We start from the raw sequence: 16,350 nt of genomic DNA, 5'->3' as shown, positions 1-16,350 counted from the left end.
TTATGGCAAATAAAAAAAGAGCGAGAAACTCGCTCTTTTTTATTATGTACAATAATTCATTACTACTCTAATTCAATTGAAACATTTTTTTGTGGTACAAATGTAGAAATTGCATGTTTATAAATAAGCTGTTGCTTACCTTCTGTTTCCAGCAGGACTGTAAAATTATCAAATCCTTTAATTAATCCACGAAGCTGGAAACCATTTAATAAGTACAGCGTAACGAACGTATTCTCTTTACGGAGTTGATTTAAAAACTGATCTTGAATATTGATTGATTGCTTCATGTCGAATCCTCCTCTTTTTCTCTACTTACTATTATTCGACTTTAGTTGTAGCTTTCCTTCTATGTATCGTAAAATTTCTGACGTTTTTTCACCATCAGTAACATCGAACCACGCGACATCCATCTTATTACGGAACCACGTTAATTGACGTTTTGCATAACGGCGTGAATTCGTCTTTAATTGTGATACCGCTTCTTCTAAAGATACACGATTCTCAAAATAATCATATATCTCTTTATAACCAATCGCTTGAATAGATTGACAATCTCGCACTCCTCTTTCATGTAAACCTTTTACTTCTTCTAATAAACCTTGTTCAATCATTAGGTTAACACGTAAGTTAATGCGATCGTATAGCATTTCTCGATCCATTGTCAAGCCAATTAATGAAACATCGTACAGTAACTCATTTTCTTGTTTTTCGAGCTGGTTACTCATTTTTTCACCCGTCGTGTGAAAAATTTCTAACGCCCGAATAACACGCCTTACATTATTGGCATGAATACGCTCCGCACTTTCTGGATCTACTTCTTGTAACTTTTTATGTACATATTCCACACCGTGTTCTAATGCTAACTTTTCCATCTGTTCTCGGTATGTAGCATCCCCAGCCTCATCTGTAAACTGGTAATCGAATAGAACAGATTGTATATAGAGACCGGTTCCACCAACAATAATTGGTAATTTCCCGCGCTCTGTAATTTCTCGAATGCACTTACGGACACGTTCTTGAAATTCCGCCACAGAAAATGAATCTTCCGGATCTTTTATATCAATCATATAATGCGGAATTCCGTCCATCTCATCTATCGTCACCTTTGCAGTCCCGATATCCATCGTACGATAAATTTGCATGGAATCACCACTAATAATCTCACCATTCAACGCTTTTGCAAGATCGATACTTAATTTCGTCTTTCCGACAGCAGTTGGCCCAATGATGACAGCAACTTTTTCACGTTGCACTTCTCCCATATCATTCAACTCTCTTTATGTAATATACTCCATCTATTGATTATACCCAATCTTACCAATTTTAACGGCATGATTGCAAGTTCTTTGAATCCAGTACATGAAATTACACAAAAAAAGAGCATAGCTTGTCCAATTCTGCATATACATGATAAAAAATAGCTCGGAGAGGGTGCAATGACTATGAAACAAGCGACTATCGATTTTCCATTATTAATAAAAGACCTTATTTTAGCTACTGCTACAAAAGAACAAAATTGTTCACAAGAAGAATTATACTTCGCACTAAATTGTTTACTACGTTCCTTTCATTCTACTCTTCAAGAAACAACGTTACATCCAGAAAATAAAAATACAGAGTATATGCAAACTCAATTTTGCACCGCGTATAAAATTATTACAGGTAAAACAATTTACCCTTTTCAATAATTCTTATATAAAAAAAGCGGCCGCTTAGACATTTTCAAGCAGCCGTTTTTTATTTTAATAAATTATTTTATAACTTTCACTTTAACGGATTTACGACCCCAACTATCAGCAGTGCTATCTGAACCAACTAAAACATCAATACGGTTTCCTTTAATCGCGCCACCAGTATCTCCAGCAATTGCTTCTCCATATCCTTCCACCCACACTTTTGATCCGAGAGGAATTACTTTCGGATCAACAGCAATAACTTTCATATTTGGATTCGCTGTTAAATCATGCCCCATCGCAGTTAACACACGACCACCATATGTGCCATTTTCACTCGGGTGAGCTGTGTAAGCTGTCGCTTCTACTGTTATTTCACGACCAGCAGGTTCACTTGTTTCAGTAGATTTCGCCACTGGCTTAGTTGCCGGCTTCGCTTGCGCTACTGGTTTACTTGATGCTCCACTTTTAACTGATTCCTTTCCGTTAACTGCCGTATCATTTTTAGCCGGCGCTTTCACCTTAACTGATGTATCATTTTTAACCGCCGTTTTCACCTTAGTTGGCGCTTCATCTTGAGCTGGAACTTCTTTTCTTTCAATAACAGGTGCTGTACCTGTTAAAAATGGTATGTGAACATACGCCGCTTTCCCGCCATATTCGAATTGTAACCATTCGTTTTGTACTTGATTTGTCGTTTCAATCAAGTCATCTTTTTTAAGCGTGCCAAGAATTTCTGAATCAGTATTCGCTCCAGCACGAATGTTTAATACGTTTGCTGTTACATAATAAGAACTTTTCGTAAACTCAGCACTTACAAAAGCTTCTTTACCATCTAATTTAATTTTGGACCATCCGTTTTCTGTATTTATAACATCTAATTTATTTCCACTTAACATTTTACCTACAAGTTTTGATTCTACAGTCGGGTTTTCTCTAACGTTTAATACATCTGTTGTTACAATCGTTTCCGCTTTAGCAGAACCTGCAAAAATCCCAAGACCAAAAACTGCTGCTGTTGCTATACCTAATAATTTTTTCATGAATAGCCTCCATTTGCTTTGTTTTCGTGTTCTCATTATAGCAACAGTTTTTTGTAGAATTTCGAAAATCACACAATTACAAAGCATTCGTAATAAACGATTAATGATTTGTAACATAAATTTCCATATTAAAGAATTGTATTTCTACCAAAATTAGCAATAGTTTTCATATATTTCTCACAAATTAGTATAAGAATTTTTTTCCAGAAAAAATTACAGTATTACTTTTTTGTTACAAAAAAATCACTTTTCATTACATCTTTTACCAAAATCCATCATAATCCAATTATTAAATTATTTTTTGTAACGAAAAAGGAACAACTCCTATTAGCTGTCCCTTTTTATCTTTTATTTAACTTTCTTCTTCCAAACACCTATCATAATAGCTGAAACAATCGTCCCAATTAATATAGAGAAAATGTATAGCAACGGTTTATTCACTAATGCGATAACAAACAATCCACCATGCGGTGCCGGCAATGTAATTTGGAATAACATAGATAAGGCACCCGCGATACTTGAACCAACAACACAGCTTACTATTACTCGAACCGGATCGGCAGCTGCAAATGGAATCGCACCTTCTGTAATAAACGATGCTCCCATAATATAATTTGTTAAACCAGATTTACGTTCTGCTTCTGTAAATTTTGTTTTAAAGAATGTGGTTGCGAATGCAATCGCAAGTGGCGGTACCATACCACCAGCCATAACTGCTGAGTGCACTCCAAAATTCTGTGCTTCTATTGCAGCAATACCAAATGTAAATGCCGCTTTATTAATTGGACCACCCATATCAATTGCCATCATACCGCCTAAAATAAGTCCTAATAATATAGCATTCGTACCACTCAAACCATTTAACCATCCTGTTAACATTTCATTTAATGCTACTACAGGCGGATTTACTACTTTTTGCATAACAACTCCTGTAATCAACAATCCAAAGACTGGATATAACAAAACAGGTTTAATTCCTTCTAACTGTACTGGTAATCCTGAAAATAATCTTTTCAATCCTAAAACAACATATCCAGCTAAGAAACCAGCAATTAATCCACCTAAAAATCCCGCATTCGCTTGTGCTGCTAAAAACCCACCGACAACGCCAGGCATAAAACCAGGTCGATCAGCAATAGAACTTGCAATAAATCCAGCTAAAATAGGTACAAGGAATAAAAAGGCTCCTTTTTCTCCACCGCCAATATTCATTAATATTTCAGCAATAGGACCTTCCGCCTTAATTCCACCGAACATAAATGCTAATGCAATTAAAATTCCGCCACCAACAACGAACGGAAGCATATTACTTACACCGCTCATTAAATGCTTATAAATTCCTAGCCCTTTTTCTTTCTCTACATTTTCTGCCTTCCCATTCTCTTTGACACCTTTAAAGATTGGCGCATCTTGTTTTATAGCTCGATTAAGAAGGATTTCAGTTTTTCTAATCCCATCGGCGACTGGTACTTGAATGACATGCTTCCCAGCAAAACGATTCATTTCTACTTGTTTATCTGCAGCTACAATAATAGCCGTTGCGCGTTCAATGTCCTCTTTCGTTAAATCGTTTTTAACACCTGTTGATCCATTCGTTTCAACTTTAATCGCTATTCCTAACTCTGCTGCTTTTGCTTTCAAACTATCCGCAGCCATATATGTGTGAGCGATTCCAGTTGGACAAGCTGTAACAGCTAATACGTATGGCTCATTCCCTTCCGGCTTTGCTACTTCAACTTCTTCTTCTTTTTCACTCTCTTTTTCATCAAATAAACGAAGAAGTTCCTCTTCATCCTTTGCTTCTAATAATTGTTTACGAAAACCTTCATCCATTAATAATGTAGATAGACGAGACAACGTTTCTAAATGAGTATTATTCGCCCCTTCACTTGCAGCAATCATAAAGAATAAATGTGCAGGCTGTCCGTCAAGTGATTCATAGTTGATACCGCTTACACTTCTACCAAAACAAATCGCCGGTTGCTTAACGGCATTCGTCTTCGCATGAGGTATAGCAATACCTTCACCAATGCCTGTTGTACTTTGTGACTCTCGCTTTAAAATAGCTTCTTTAAATTCAGCTTTACTATTTAAACGATTTGCCCCGTTTAATTTCTCAACTAATTCATCTATGACAGCTTCTTTATTTGAAGCTGTCAAATTCATAATGACTGTATCCCTTTTTAATAGTTCTGTAATTTTCATATGTTGCTTCCCCCTATCGCTTAGCTACAATTACTTGCGACAATAATTCTTCTACTTTTTCCTTTGTACATAAATCCGCCGAGAATGCTGTTGCACTTCCTGTTGCAACACCATATTGAAATGCTTTTTCAATATCTTTTGTCTGTTCATATTTACCTACAAATCCAGCAACGAGAGAATCTCCTGCCCCAACCGAATTAATTACAACACCTTTCGGAACAGTTGCTTCATATATACCTTCTGCCGTAAATAATAAAGCTCCATCTCCTGCCATTGATACGATAACGTGCTCTACACCTTGTTCGATTAATTTTCTTCCATACGGTAATATGTCTTCTACGGTTGAAAGCTCCACTCCGAATAACTCACCAAGTTCATGATGATTTGGCTTTATTAAAAACGGCTTATTTTTAATTACATGCTGCAGTGCACTACCGCTTGCATCTACCACTACACGAATACCTTTTTCCGCTCCAAACTCTGCGATTGATTCATAAAATGTATTTGGAATAGAAGAAGGTACACTTCCAGCTAGTACAACACAATCTCCAGATTGCATACTTTCGATTTTTTTCATCAATTGTTCAAATTGCTCATTTGTTACAATAGGACCTTGTCCATTTAATTCTGTTTCTTCTTGCCCTTTTATTTTCACATTAATTCGAGAATCTCCATCTACTTGGACGAAGTTTGTTGTTACACCTTCATCATGCAATACATCTTTAATAAATTGGCCTGTAAATCCACCCGTAAATCCAAGCGCTACATTTTCAACACTTAAACGATGAAGAACACGAGAAACATTAATCCCTTTTCCTCCAGGAAACTTCATATCTTTCTCTGCTCGGTTTACTGTTCCTAAATCGAAAGAATTAACTTGTACTACATAATCAATAGATGGGTTTAAAGTAACTGTATAGATCATTGTTTATCAGCCTCAATTACATTGGTTTGTCTTTTATATTTTTCTAAATCAATTTCTAAATGGTTTGTAATAATGCTTGCATCTTCAACATTTGCAATTTTCGCAAACGCAACTTCTGAAAACTTGCTTTCATCAATTAAGAAATATCCTTCGTTTGCTAATGTTAATGCCATTTGTTTTAAGAGTGCCTCTTCTGGATCTGGCGTTGTAAAACCAAGCTGTTCATGTACACCATTCGCTCCTAAAAAACATTTATCAAAGCGATACTTCTGCATACTTTCCTGTGCCATAGCACCAATTAAAGCTTTCGTCCTACTCTTCATCATCCCGCCCAGTAAATATGCACGAATATTATTTTCAACTAAAGCTTCAATATGCATAAGTCCATTCGTAACGACTGTAACATCTTTATTTATTAAAAATGGAATCATTTCAAATGTTGTACTTCCTGCATCTAAATAAATACAATCACCTTGTTCAACAATGTTAGCCGCATACCTCGCAATTTGGTGTTTTATTTGAATGTTTTTGGATGATTTTTCAACCATCGTTGGCTCTTGTCCTTTTCCTGTTAAAACAGCAGCACCACCGTGAACTCTTTTTAATAACCTTTGCTTTTCCAATTGTGCTAAATCACGACGAATTGTTGATTCAGAGCTTTCTGTTCTTTCCACTAATTGTTGTAATTTAACAACCTTCTGCTCTTTTACAAGTTGCAATATCATTTGATGACGTTCAGGAGTTAACATTTTATTCACCTCTTCTTTGATTACAGTATAATGAAAACGATCACAAAAATCAACCATAAACATTCACAAATAATCAAAATCAGTCACAAACGGTTATATACAACAAAAAAGAAACCTATTTGATACAATAATCAAATAGGTTTCTTTTCTCGATTCACTTATAAAGAAGCTTTATATATATTTAGAACATCATCTTTATTTAATTTTTTAAAGTTACCGAATTCACCATAAGCCATCGCTTTATCCGCCATTAAGTCAATTTCACTTTCTCTAATAGCGTAATCAGCTAATGTTACTGGAGCTTCAATTGAAGTCCAAAATTGACGTAACGCCTCAATTCCCTCTAACGCAACCTCTTTATCTGTCTTCCCATCTGTTTCTACATCGAATACACGAATAGCGAACTGTTTAAAGCGACTCACATTTTCATCTATAACGTGCTTCATCCAATTTGGGAATAGAATCGCGAGTCCGCCCCCATGCGGTATGTCATGAACAGCAGAAACTGCATGCTCAATATTATGAGTTGCCCAGTCTCCTTTTACTCCCATCGCTAAAATGCCGTTTAACGCCATAGTACCGCAATATAAAATTGTTTCCCTATGCTCATAATTTTCTAAATCACTTAAAAGCTTAGGAGCTGTTTCAATTACTGTTCTTAAAACAGATTCACAATAACGATCTTGTAATTCTGTATTCATGCCGTGATGGAAATATTGCTCTAATACGTGCGACATAATATCGACCATACCATAAATCGTTTGATCTCTCGGCACAGACGAAGTATGTAGTGGATCTAAAATTGAAAACTGTGGGAATGTAACTGGACTGCCCCAGCCGTACTTTTCATTCGTTTCCCAGTTTGTAATTACAGATCCTGCATTCATTTCAGATCCTGTTGCTGCAAGCGTAAGCACAGTACCAAATGGTAACGCCTCGCTAGCAAATGCTTTTTTCGTTACAATATCCCACACATCTCCATCATACTTACTACCAGCTGCAATCGCTTTCGTACAGTCGATTACACTTCCTCCACCAACTGCTAAAATAAATTCGACTCCATTGTCTTTACAAATTTGAATCCCTTTCTTTACAGTTGATAAACGAGGATTCGGTTCAACACCTGTCAATTCAAACACTTCCGCATTTATATCCTTTAAAATAGAAATTACATTATCATAAATACCGTTTCTTTTAATACTTCCTCCTCCATATACGAGAAGAACTTTCTTACCGAACTGTGGAATCTCAGTTTTTAACTGCTCTAATTGTCCTTTACCAAAAATAAGTTTTGTTGGATTACGAAATACAAAATTTTGCATATACCTTTACCATCCCTTCCATATGAAAAGCAACTATACTTTTGTATACCACACTTTTTTAATTTCACAAACAAATTTGCTTAACAAAAAAATCCCAGCCTTAAAGGCTGAGATTTTTTATTGATAATAAGGCGAGATCATTAAGTAAACAATAACCCCAGATAAACTTACATATAACCAAATTGGCATCGTCCAACGTACAATTTTACGATGACGTGTTAATTGATTTGTAAAACCAAATACAAGTGCAAACAATGCAAGTGGTACAATAATTGCTGCAAGGATAATATGTGTAATTAAAATGATGAAATACACATATTTAATGAATCCTTCTCCGCCAAAATGTGTTGCTGGCGCCAAGTAATGATACGATAAATATGAAACACAAAATAGTAAAGTCGTTGTAAATGCTGCAAGAATAAATCCACGATGCATTTTTACATTCTTTTTAATAATAGAGAATAATGCTGCTAATAAAAATACAAACGTAAAACTATTAAAGATTGCATTTAACATTGGTAAAATTGTTACATCAAAATGTACTTCTCCTTCATAGCCAACAGGTCCAAAGAACAAAAATAAAATAATCGCATTTACAAGTACAGAAAGCGTTATCACAATAGGAGCATAGCTTTTCTGATTAGTTGATTGATCCACCAAAATGGTCACTCCTCTTCCTTCAAATATGTATACGTAACCTCACTATTTTAACATATTATTCACAGTGTAAATGTGACAATAGTTTGACACAGTAAGACAGAGCAAAGAAAAAATCCTTCTTAATAAAACTTCTTAAGAAGGATTTTATCGCTTTATTATTTAAATAGCAATGGAATTAATTTTTGTTAAAAAACGTATTGCTATACGCTTGATATATTTCAGACACTTGATATCCCATTAATGAAATTGCTGTTAATGAAAAGAAACCAATCATAAGAAATCGAAACCACATATAAATCTCCTCCTTGTATTTAGCTTAAAAAACGTTAGCTATATTACAAGTTGAGTGGCACTCTTCATCGTCACTTTCCTTCTTCTTTACAATTGCTGTTATAAATCGAATCATAAAGAAAATCACAAAAGGAAATTGTTCGTAATTTACCTTGGCATAGTTCAGCAACGGCTCGCGCTGCACATCGAACGGAGATGAGAAGGAATAGAACATACCTTGCTCTTCCATATATACAATTACAATTTTCATACAAAATACTATTCCTAGAAACGAAACAATATCTTGCCATTCTGTCGTATATAAAAAGTTATACAGCTCCAATACGTACTCTTCCATCATCATCCCCCCTTCCTTTTTTACCATTTTGCTCGCCTTCGTATAAAAAGTCAAGAAAAAAGTTTATATTCACTATGATAATAGTAATTACTTGTTTCTATGATTATATATGATTCTTTTATAGCAATGATTGGGTGTAACTCTCTTCCAAAACAATAAATTAGAATTGAACGGGCTCTTTATCCTCACTTTTAGGATTCAAAACCGAACTATTTTTATTTCTATTAAAAATAAAATAAGAAACTATAATAAGAACAGTAACAAGCATCGTTAAAAGTGCTTGTGAACGTAAGGATTCAATTGCAACCATTGCAACTAAAACTGCTATAATAGCGGCAATTGTAACATACGTTACATACGGGAAAAGCCACATTTTCACTTTCAAATTTTGTTGTTCTACTTTCCCCATTTTTTTACGTATCTTTAAATGTGAAACTGCTATAACGAGATAAACTAGTAACGCAATCCCACCAGATGCATTCACTAAAAATAAAAAGACTTTATCTGGAGATATGTAACTAAAAACAACTCCAATATAAGCAAAGAACGTTCCAAATAAAACTGCCCCAACTGGAACACCACTACTGTTCAATTTTAAAAATGCCTTTGGAGCATCTCCTCTTTCTGCCATCGAAAAAAGCATTCTTGAGTTTGTATATAAACCTGAATTCAAGCAAGAAAGTACAGCTGTTAAAACGATAAAATTCATAATTTGTGCTGCCGCTGGTATTCCTATATGTTCAAGTACCGCTACAAACGGACTTTTTAATATGTTTGCTGAGTTCCATGGAAGAAGTGTAACAACTACAGCGATAGATCCAATAAAAAATACGAGAATACGCCAAATCACACTATTTGTTGCTGTTTTTACTGCTTTTACAGGTTCGGCAGATTCACCAGCCGCTACTGCAACAATCTCTGATCCCATAAATGAAAATATAACGACGGTGATTCCAAGCAGCACCGAACTTATACCATTTGGCATAAATCCCCCTTGCCCTACTAAATTTGAAGTGCCAGGTGCTTCCGTTCCTGGTACAAATCCTAAAATCACAGCAAGACCAAGGCATAGGAACAAAACAATACTAATTACTTTAATAAATGAAAACCAATATTCAAACTCTCCAAATGATTTCACTGAAAAAACATTCGTCAGCGTTAATAAAATTGTTAATAGTAAGCTTAATAACCAGAGCGGGATTTGTGGAATCCAGTATTGAATGATACCAGCCCCTGCTGTAGCTTCTATTGCAATAACAATTACCCAGAAGAACCAATATAGCCACCCAATTGTATAACCCGCCCAGGGGCCGATTGCTTCTCGTGCATATGTTGCAAACGAACCACTTGTCGGGTTAATAGCTGCCATTTCCCCCAGCATTCTCATAACGAAAATAACTAGAAGTCCTGCTAATGCATATGAAACGATAGAACCTGGCCCTGCTGAATGCACAACCGCACCACTTCCGACAAACAAACCAGCTCCTATTACGCCGCCAATTGAGATCATTGTAATGTGGCGTATTTTGAGGTCTTTCTTAAGATTTTTATCCAACTCTTGTACATCCCCTTCCAAACTTAATTTTGAAATTTATGTAAGAGTATTATGCGAAAAACGTTGTTCTATACTTTAGAATATATCAAAATATTCTGAATTTAAAAATTGTAATGCAAGCTCCTAATGAAATTATTACATTAGGTTTAATAATTTTCCATATACAATTGTTGAGAAAATTATAGTCGCCTTACAAAAGAATGAATTTTCAGATAATATTAAAGAAACAAGATTATACATCTAGACAACTTTTTGTATAGGAGTGTTGATATGTTAAACAAGTTCAAATTCATTTGTTGTATTTTAGTAATTTTCTTACTGCTACCACTAGCTCCCTTCCAAACAAAAGCAACAAACAATTTAGGGTCAAAATTACTCGTTGGATATTGGCATAACTTTGATAACGGTACTGGCATTATTAAATTAAAAGATGTTTCACCAAAATGGGATGTAATAAATGTATCTTTCGGTGAAACTGGTGGTGATCGTTCCACTGTTGAATTTTCCCCTGTGTATGGTACAGATACAGAGTTCAAATCTGATATTTCCTATTTAAAAAGTAAAGGAAAGAAAATAGTTCTTTCAATAGGTGGACAAAATGGGGTCGTTTTACTTCCTGACAATGCTGCTAAACAACGTTTTATTAATTCCATACAATCTCTGATCGATAAATACGGTTTTGATGGAATAGATATTGACCTTGAATCAGGTATTTACTTAAACGGTAATGACACTAATTTTAAAAACCCAACAACTCCTCAAATCGTGAATCTTATCTCAGCAATTCGAACGATTTCAGACCATTACGGTCCAGATTTCCTATTAAGCATGGCCCCTGAAACAGCTTATGTTCAAGGCGGTTATAGCGCGTATGGAAGCATATGGGGTGCATATTTACCAATTATTTACGGAGTGAAAGACAAACTAACGTATATTCACGTTCAACACTACAATTCTGGTAGCGGCATTGGGATGGACGGTAATAATTATAATCAAGGAACCGCAGACTACGAGGTCGCGATGGCAGATATGCTCTTACATGGCTTTCCTGTAGATGGTAATCCAAATAATATTTTCCCAGCTCTTCGTTCAGATCAAGTAATGATTGGACTTCCGGCGGCACCGGCAGCAGCTCCAAGTGGCGGATATATTTCTCCAACCGAAATGAAAAAAGCTTTAGATTATATCATTAAAGGCGTTCCCTTCGGAGGAAAGTATAAACTTTCTAATCAGAGTGGCTATCCTGCATTTCGCGGTTTAATGTCTTGGTCTATTAATTGGGATGCAAAAAACAACTTTGAATTCTCTAGTAACTATAGAACATATTTTGATAGTCTTTCCTTGCAAAAATAATAAAAAACAACAATAGGTTTTATATGACCTATTGTTGTTTTTTATTTATGTAAATTACTTTTTCACTTCTATATGATGAAGAAATTCTTTTCCATCTCTTAAATAACTATTCACAAGACTTAAAAGCAACTTCCCACCAACCAACATCGCACGTTCATCAAAATCAAATTGAGGATGATGATGTGGGTATGTTGCTCCTATTTCTTCATTACCCGCACCTGTGAAGAAAAATGCTCCTGGAACATGTTCTAAGTAGTATGCAAAATCTTCCCCACCCATAATAGGTGGTACTTCCATGACCCTTTCTTTGCCAAGATCATGTTCCGCAACCGTCATAAAATGACGTGTTTCATCTACATGATTTATTAATATTGGATAACCTCGTTTATATTGAATATTAACTTCAGCATGAAGAGACTGACAAATCCCCTCAACAACTCGTTTAAATTCCTTCTCCATATATCCTCTCACTTCAGGGTCTAACGTTCGAATGGTCCCTGTAAATGCAGCAGTATCCGCAATAATATTATCCGCTTGACCAGCATGGAATGTACCGACTGTTAATACCGCAGATTGAAGCGGATCTATTTTTCGACTCACTAAAAGTTGTAACTGATTAATTACTTGTGTTGCAACGATAATAGCATCAACAGTATGATGCGGCATACCGCCGTGACCGCCTCGCCCTTGAATCTTTACTTCAAAAGTATCAGCTGCCGCCATCATTGCTCCAGCTTTCGCCCCAACCATTCCTAAAGGCATTTGAGAAGATAAATGTGTTCCAAATACAACATCTACTCCTTCTAAACAACCATCCTCAATCATAGCAATTGCTCCGCCAGGCTCTTTCTCTTCTGCATGTTGATGTATCAGAACTATTTTTCCAGAGAGCTGGTCTCTATGGTCACTTAATATTTTTGCAACACCTAAAAGTGTTGCTGTATGTCCATCATGGCCACAAGCGTGCATTACGCCGGGAACCTTTGATTTATATGAAACTTGTTTTTCATCTTGAATAGGTAGTGCATCAAAATCAGCACGCAGCGCTATCGTCTTCCCAGGTATTCCACCTTCAATTACGCCGATTACCCCTCTTCCCCCGACATCTGTTGTCACATCAATATGAAAACTTTTTAAGATTTCAGCTATTTTTTTCGGTGTTTCTATTTCTTGAAACGATAGCTCTGGGTATTGATGAAAATCTCTTCGCCATGAAACCATTTGGTTATATATACTTTCCAATTCTTTATGCCATGTTTCTATCATAGAAATTCTCCTTTCTTTTTAACACTTTACATAAAAGTACATAATATTCTGCACTTAATCAATAAAAAAGATAACTTTCTTTAAAAATACTCTTAATTCTCCAAAATATGAAACGTTCTACTTTAGTTACTACTTTGCTTCAATACAAAAACTGAAAGTTCAGGTACACTCCAAAACCTGACAGGCATTCGAGTCGTTCCAATACCGCGATTTACATATAAATATAACGACTTACTCTTTCCTTCTAATTCATACATTCCTTCAACATACTTCTCTGCTAATTTTGTGGTAATTAAAGGACCTACAAAAGGAATCTGAACTTGTCCTCCATGACTATGTCCTGAGATTTGAAAATCAACTGGATAACCAGCTACTTTATCTACAACATCAGGCTCATGTACTAATAGCATATTGAAATCTTGTTGTCTTAAGTTTTTTAAAGTCGAATCTATTTGTGGTTTCCCTAATAACAAATCATCCAAACCTGATATTGTAATATACTTGCCATTTTCCACTTTAATTTTCTGCACGTCATTTACTAAAACAGAAAAACCAGCTTCCTCCATGTACCTTTTGTAAAATAAACTACCGCCCCCGCCTCTATCATGATTCCCAAACACAGCATACTTTCCGAGAGGAGCATGAATTTTCCTCAAAATTTCTTTTGCCTCTTCTCTTTCCTCATTATAAGATCCGAACTTATCTATTAAATCCCCTGTGAAAACTACTATATCTGGACATAACTCATTCATTTTCTCCACCAAATTATCTAGTTGCTTCAATGTAAACTCTGGCCCTAAATGCACATCTGAGAATTGCAATATCTTTTTATTGTTAAACTCTTTAGGAATCGTAGGAGCTTCTATTTCATTCCACGTGACCGATACTAACCTTCGTTCTATTTCTGTTGCATAGAAATAGAAGCTTATTGGAATCATTAATATACTTATTAAACTAATAATAAATTTCTTTAAGATTGATTTTTTTGCTCTTTTTTCACATGATGCGTATTCATGTTTTCACCTCTAGAAGTAGTTTAAAACCTTTTTGTTACATTGATGTGACAACATGAAATAATGTTATCTATATTCGATTTTATCCCTATTTCAATTTGACAAATTTATACATAACCCATAACATATTTTTATAATACATAGATTTCCAAAAATGTTCCTTCTATTCGTTCCATCACAATATTTATGGAGGGGTTAATCATGTCTGTATTTACACCAGAAGAAATTACGGAACTTGCTGCTAATTCCGGAAGAAAAAAAGCTCATTTATCATTACTCCCTATGCTAATTCTCGGTTTTTTTGGTGGTGCTTTCATAGCATTAGGGTATTTACTCGATATTCATGTTATTGGGACAATGCCAAAATCTTGGGGATCATTTAATAGTTTTTTAGGTGCAGCTGTATTCCCTATCGGTCTTATACTCGTTATTCTTGCGGGCGGTGAATTAGTAACTGGTAACATGATGACAGTTTCAATGGCTTGGCTTCAAAAGAAAATCACCCTATTTCACTTCATACGCAATTTAATTATTGTTACGTTTAGCAATTTCATCGGCGCTATATTCGTTGCTTATTTTTTCGGCCATATTGTTGGATTAACAGAGGGAGCTTTTTTAACGAAAACAGTTTCCATTGCACAAGCTAAACTACAAGATACACCTCTACAAGCCTTCATTTCTGCAATCGGATGCAATTGGCTTGTTTGTTTAGCTGTTTGGCTTAGTATGGGAAGTAAAGAATTTATCGGAAAGATTATCGGCATTTGGTTCCCAGTTATGACTTTTGTTGCGATCGGATTTCAACACGTTGTAGCCAATATGTTTGTTATCCCAGCTGCAATTTTTGCCGGTCATTTAACTTGGATTGAATATTTTCCAAACTTCATTTTTGTTTTCTTTGGAAACTTAGTAGGAGGTATGTTATTTGTAGCCTTACCTTATTTCATATCTTATAATAAGAAACTGCCTCTAAATAAAGAGAAGACTGAAATAAAGAACAAATCTGTATCCGCTTAAATTAAATGTCTATAAAGTGGCCCTAAAAAATATTACAAATCCCATTTTTTTTGCGAATATATGTACGTACACTTGTTCTCGAATGTTTTATACGTTATAATAACAACTTAAATAGCATTATTTACATATGAGGTGAAAAACATGAATAAAACAGAATTAATTAAAAACGTAGCACAAAATGCTGAGATTTCTCAAAAAGAAGCTACTGTAGTTTTACAAACTGTAGTAGAATCAATCACTAACTCTTTAGCTGCTGGCGAAAAAGTACAACTTATCGGATTCGGTACATTCGAAGTTCGTGAAAGAGCTGCTCGTACAGGCCGTAACCCACAAACGGGTGAAGAAATGCAAATCGCAGCTTCTAAAGTACCTGCTTTTAAAGCTGGTAAAGAACTAAAAGAAGCTGTAAAATAATGAAAAATAGCCTTCTCATTTATGAGAAGGCTATTTTTTTCATGATATAATTAATAAAAATCTGACCATTATGCTGCTTATTTTGTTCCTTTATGCAAATAAAACCTTTGCTTTCAAAGAAAGGTCTCGCTGTAATACTCGCTTCTGTAAATATATCTCTATGCTGCAAGTTCACTGCTTCTTTTTCTAACTTCTGTAGTATGTATGATGCTATCCTTTTTCCTTGATAATCTTTATGCGTAAATAAGCGATCTACGTAATGATCATCATTATAATCCCCAAATCCCACTATCACACCTTTATAATCAGCAACGTAACAAATATTCTTTTCTAAAGACTGTAGCCATCTCTCTCTATCTAGTCGCTCTGGGGCCCACACCTGTAGCTGTAACTCGTTATAATCTTTTGCATTCACCGTATGAACCGTTTCATAGAACAATTGTAATACTTGCTCTAAATCCTCTTTCTGGAATATCCTAATTTTAATATCTTTAAACATATGTAAAACTCCTTATCAAACTAACTCT

At 35.2% G+C, this 16,350-nt stretch carries 16 protein-coding genes and 1 pseudogene; 4 read left to right on the top strand and 13 right to left on the bottom strand.

What is annotated here, in order from left to right:
- Window positions 1–62: 62 nt before the first annotated feature.
- Both hfq and miaA read right to left on the bottom strand, forming a co-directional pair.
- Window positions 63–287 carry an RNA chaperone Hfq gene (gene hfq / locus JFT89_RS29770; RefSeq protein WP_000813896.1) on the bottom strand — a complete coding sequence of 75 codons (225 nt, stop codon included), beginning with the start codon at window positions 285–287 and terminating at the stop codon, window positions 63–65.
- Window positions 288–308: 21 nt separating this feature from the next.
- A complete protein-coding gene (gene miaA / locus JFT89_RS29765; protein ID WP_002014696.1) occupies window positions 309–1,262 on the bottom strand; it encodes a tRNA (adenosine(37)-N6)-dimethylallyltransferase MiaA in 954 nt (317 codons plus the stop codon).
- A 180-nt stretch (window positions 1,263–1,442) separates the two neighbouring features.
- Between miaA and JFT89_RS29760 the strand changes: the two genes are divergently transcribed.
- Window positions 1,443–1,688 carry a hypothetical protein gene (locus JFT89_RS29760; protein ID WP_002014695.1) on the top strand — a complete coding sequence of 82 codons (246 nt, stop codon included), beginning with the start codon at window positions 1,443–1,445 and terminating at the stop codon, window positions 1,686–1,688.
- Window positions 1,689–1,750: 62 nt separating this feature from the next.
- Here the strand turns inward: JFT89_RS29760 and entD are convergent, their stop codons facing one another.
- From entD to gabP, 8 genes are all read right to left on the bottom strand, one after another.
- Window positions 1,751–2,716: a cell wall-binding protein EntD gene (gene entD / locus JFT89_RS29755; RefSeq protein ID WP_002066697.1), complete on the bottom strand. Its 966-nt coding sequence runs from the start codon at window positions 2,714–2,716 to the stop codon at window positions 1,751–1,753.
- A gap of 348 nt (window positions 2,717–3,064) precedes the next feature.
- Window positions 3,065–4,921, bottom strand: a complete 1,857-nt coding sequence (locus JFT89_RS29750) for a PTS fructose transporter subunit IIABC (RefSeq protein WP_002066696.1) — start codon at window positions 4,919–4,921, stop codon at window positions 3,065–3,067.
- A gap of 13 nt (window positions 4,922–4,934) precedes the next feature.
- Window positions 4,935–5,846, bottom strand: a complete 912-nt coding sequence (pfkB, locus tag JFT89_RS29745; protein WP_002137839.1) for a 1-phosphofructokinase — start codon at window positions 5,844–5,846, stop codon at window positions 4,935–4,937.
- Entirely contained in the window at window positions 5,843–6,595 is a 753-nt protein-coding gene (locus tag JFT89_RS29740; protein WP_002137840.1) for a DeoR/GlpR family DNA-binding transcription regulator, read from the bottom strand. The genes pfkB and JFT89_RS29740 overlap by 4 nt, the downstream gene beginning before the upstream one ends.
- A gap of 158 nt (window positions 6,596–6,753) precedes the next feature.
- Complete coding sequence (locus JFT89_RS29735) at window positions 6,754–7,917, bottom strand: iron-containing alcohol dehydrogenase (protein ID WP_002014688.1); 1,164 nt, start codon at window positions 7,915–7,917, stop codon at window positions 6,754–6,756.
- A gap of 117 nt (window positions 7,918–8,034) precedes the next feature.
- Window positions 8,035–8,577, bottom strand: coding sequence for a DUF420 domain-containing protein (locus JFT89_RS29730; protein WP_002137842.1), 543 nt, complete (start codon window positions 8,575–8,577; stop codon window positions 8,035–8,037).
- A gap of 316 nt (window positions 8,578–8,893) precedes the next feature.
- Window positions 8,894–9,232: a hypothetical protein gene (locus JFT89_RS29725; protein WP_002014685.1), complete on the bottom strand. Its 339-nt coding sequence runs from the start codon at window positions 9,230–9,232 to the stop codon at window positions 8,894–8,896.
- A gap of 133 nt (window positions 9,233–9,365) precedes the next feature.
- Complete coding sequence (gene gabP / locus JFT89_RS29720; RefSeq protein WP_033707099.1) at window positions 9,366–10,760, bottom strand: GABA permease; 1,395 nt, start codon at window positions 10,758–10,760, stop codon at window positions 9,366–9,368.
- Window positions 10,761–11,030: 270 nt separating this feature from the next.
- Between gabP and JFT89_RS29715 the strand changes: the two genes are divergently transcribed.
- The gene (locus JFT89_RS29715; RefSeq protein ID WP_201040976.1) at window positions 11,031–12,113 is read left to right on the top strand and encodes a chitinase; all 1,083 of its coding nucleotides are present in this window, start codon (window positions 11,031–11,033) and stop codon (window positions 12,111–12,113) included.
- Between the two features lie 54 nt (window positions 12,114–12,167).
- On the opposite strand, the gene JFT89_RS29710 is transcribed toward JFT89_RS29715, so the two are convergent.
- Both JFT89_RS29710 and JFT89_RS29705 read right to left on the bottom strand, forming a co-directional pair.
- Window positions 12,168–13,379: a M20 metallopeptidase family protein gene (locus JFT89_RS29710; protein ID WP_002014679.1), complete on the bottom strand. Its 1,212-nt coding sequence runs from the start codon at window positions 13,377–13,379 to the stop codon at window positions 12,168–12,170.
- Window positions 13,380–13,501: 122 nt separating this feature from the next.
- A pseudogene (locus tag JFT89_RS29705) lies at window positions 13,502–14,394 on the bottom strand (metallophosphoesterase).
- A gap of 199 nt (window positions 14,395–14,593) precedes the next feature.
- Here JFT89_RS29705 and JFT89_RS29700 point away from each other — a divergent pair.
- Window positions 14,594–15,409: a formate/nitrite transporter family protein gene (locus JFT89_RS29700; RefSeq protein WP_002137851.1), complete on the top strand. Its 816-nt coding sequence runs from the start codon at window positions 14,594–14,596 to the stop codon at window positions 15,407–15,409.
- Window positions 15,410–15,550: 141 nt separating this feature from the next.
- Window positions 15,551–15,823 carry an HU family DNA-binding protein gene (locus JFT89_RS29695; RefSeq protein ID WP_002033657.1) on the top strand — a complete coding sequence of 91 codons (273 nt, stop codon included), beginning with the start codon at window positions 15,551–15,553 and terminating at the stop codon, window positions 15,821–15,823.
- A 19-nt stretch (window positions 15,824–15,842) separates the two neighbouring features.
- Here JFT89_RS29695 and JFT89_RS29690 read toward each other — a convergent pair whose 3' ends face one another.
- On the bottom strand, window positions 15,843–16,322 hold the full coding sequence (locus tag JFT89_RS29690; RefSeq protein WP_201040974.1) for a GNAT family N-acetyltransferase: 480 nt from the start codon (window positions 16,320–16,322) through the stop codon (window positions 15,843–15,845).
- Between the last annotated feature and the right edge of the window lie 28 nt (window positions 16,323–16,350).

The organism is Bacillus sp. TH25, from assembly GCF_016650935.1.
Taxonomy (GTDB): domain Bacteria; phylum Bacillota; class Bacilli; order Bacillales; family Bacillaceae_G; genus Bacillus_A; species Bacillus_A mycoides.
The sequence above is the reverse complement of the archived record's forward strand: the minus strand, read 5'-3'. Positions and strand labels throughout refer to the sequence as shown.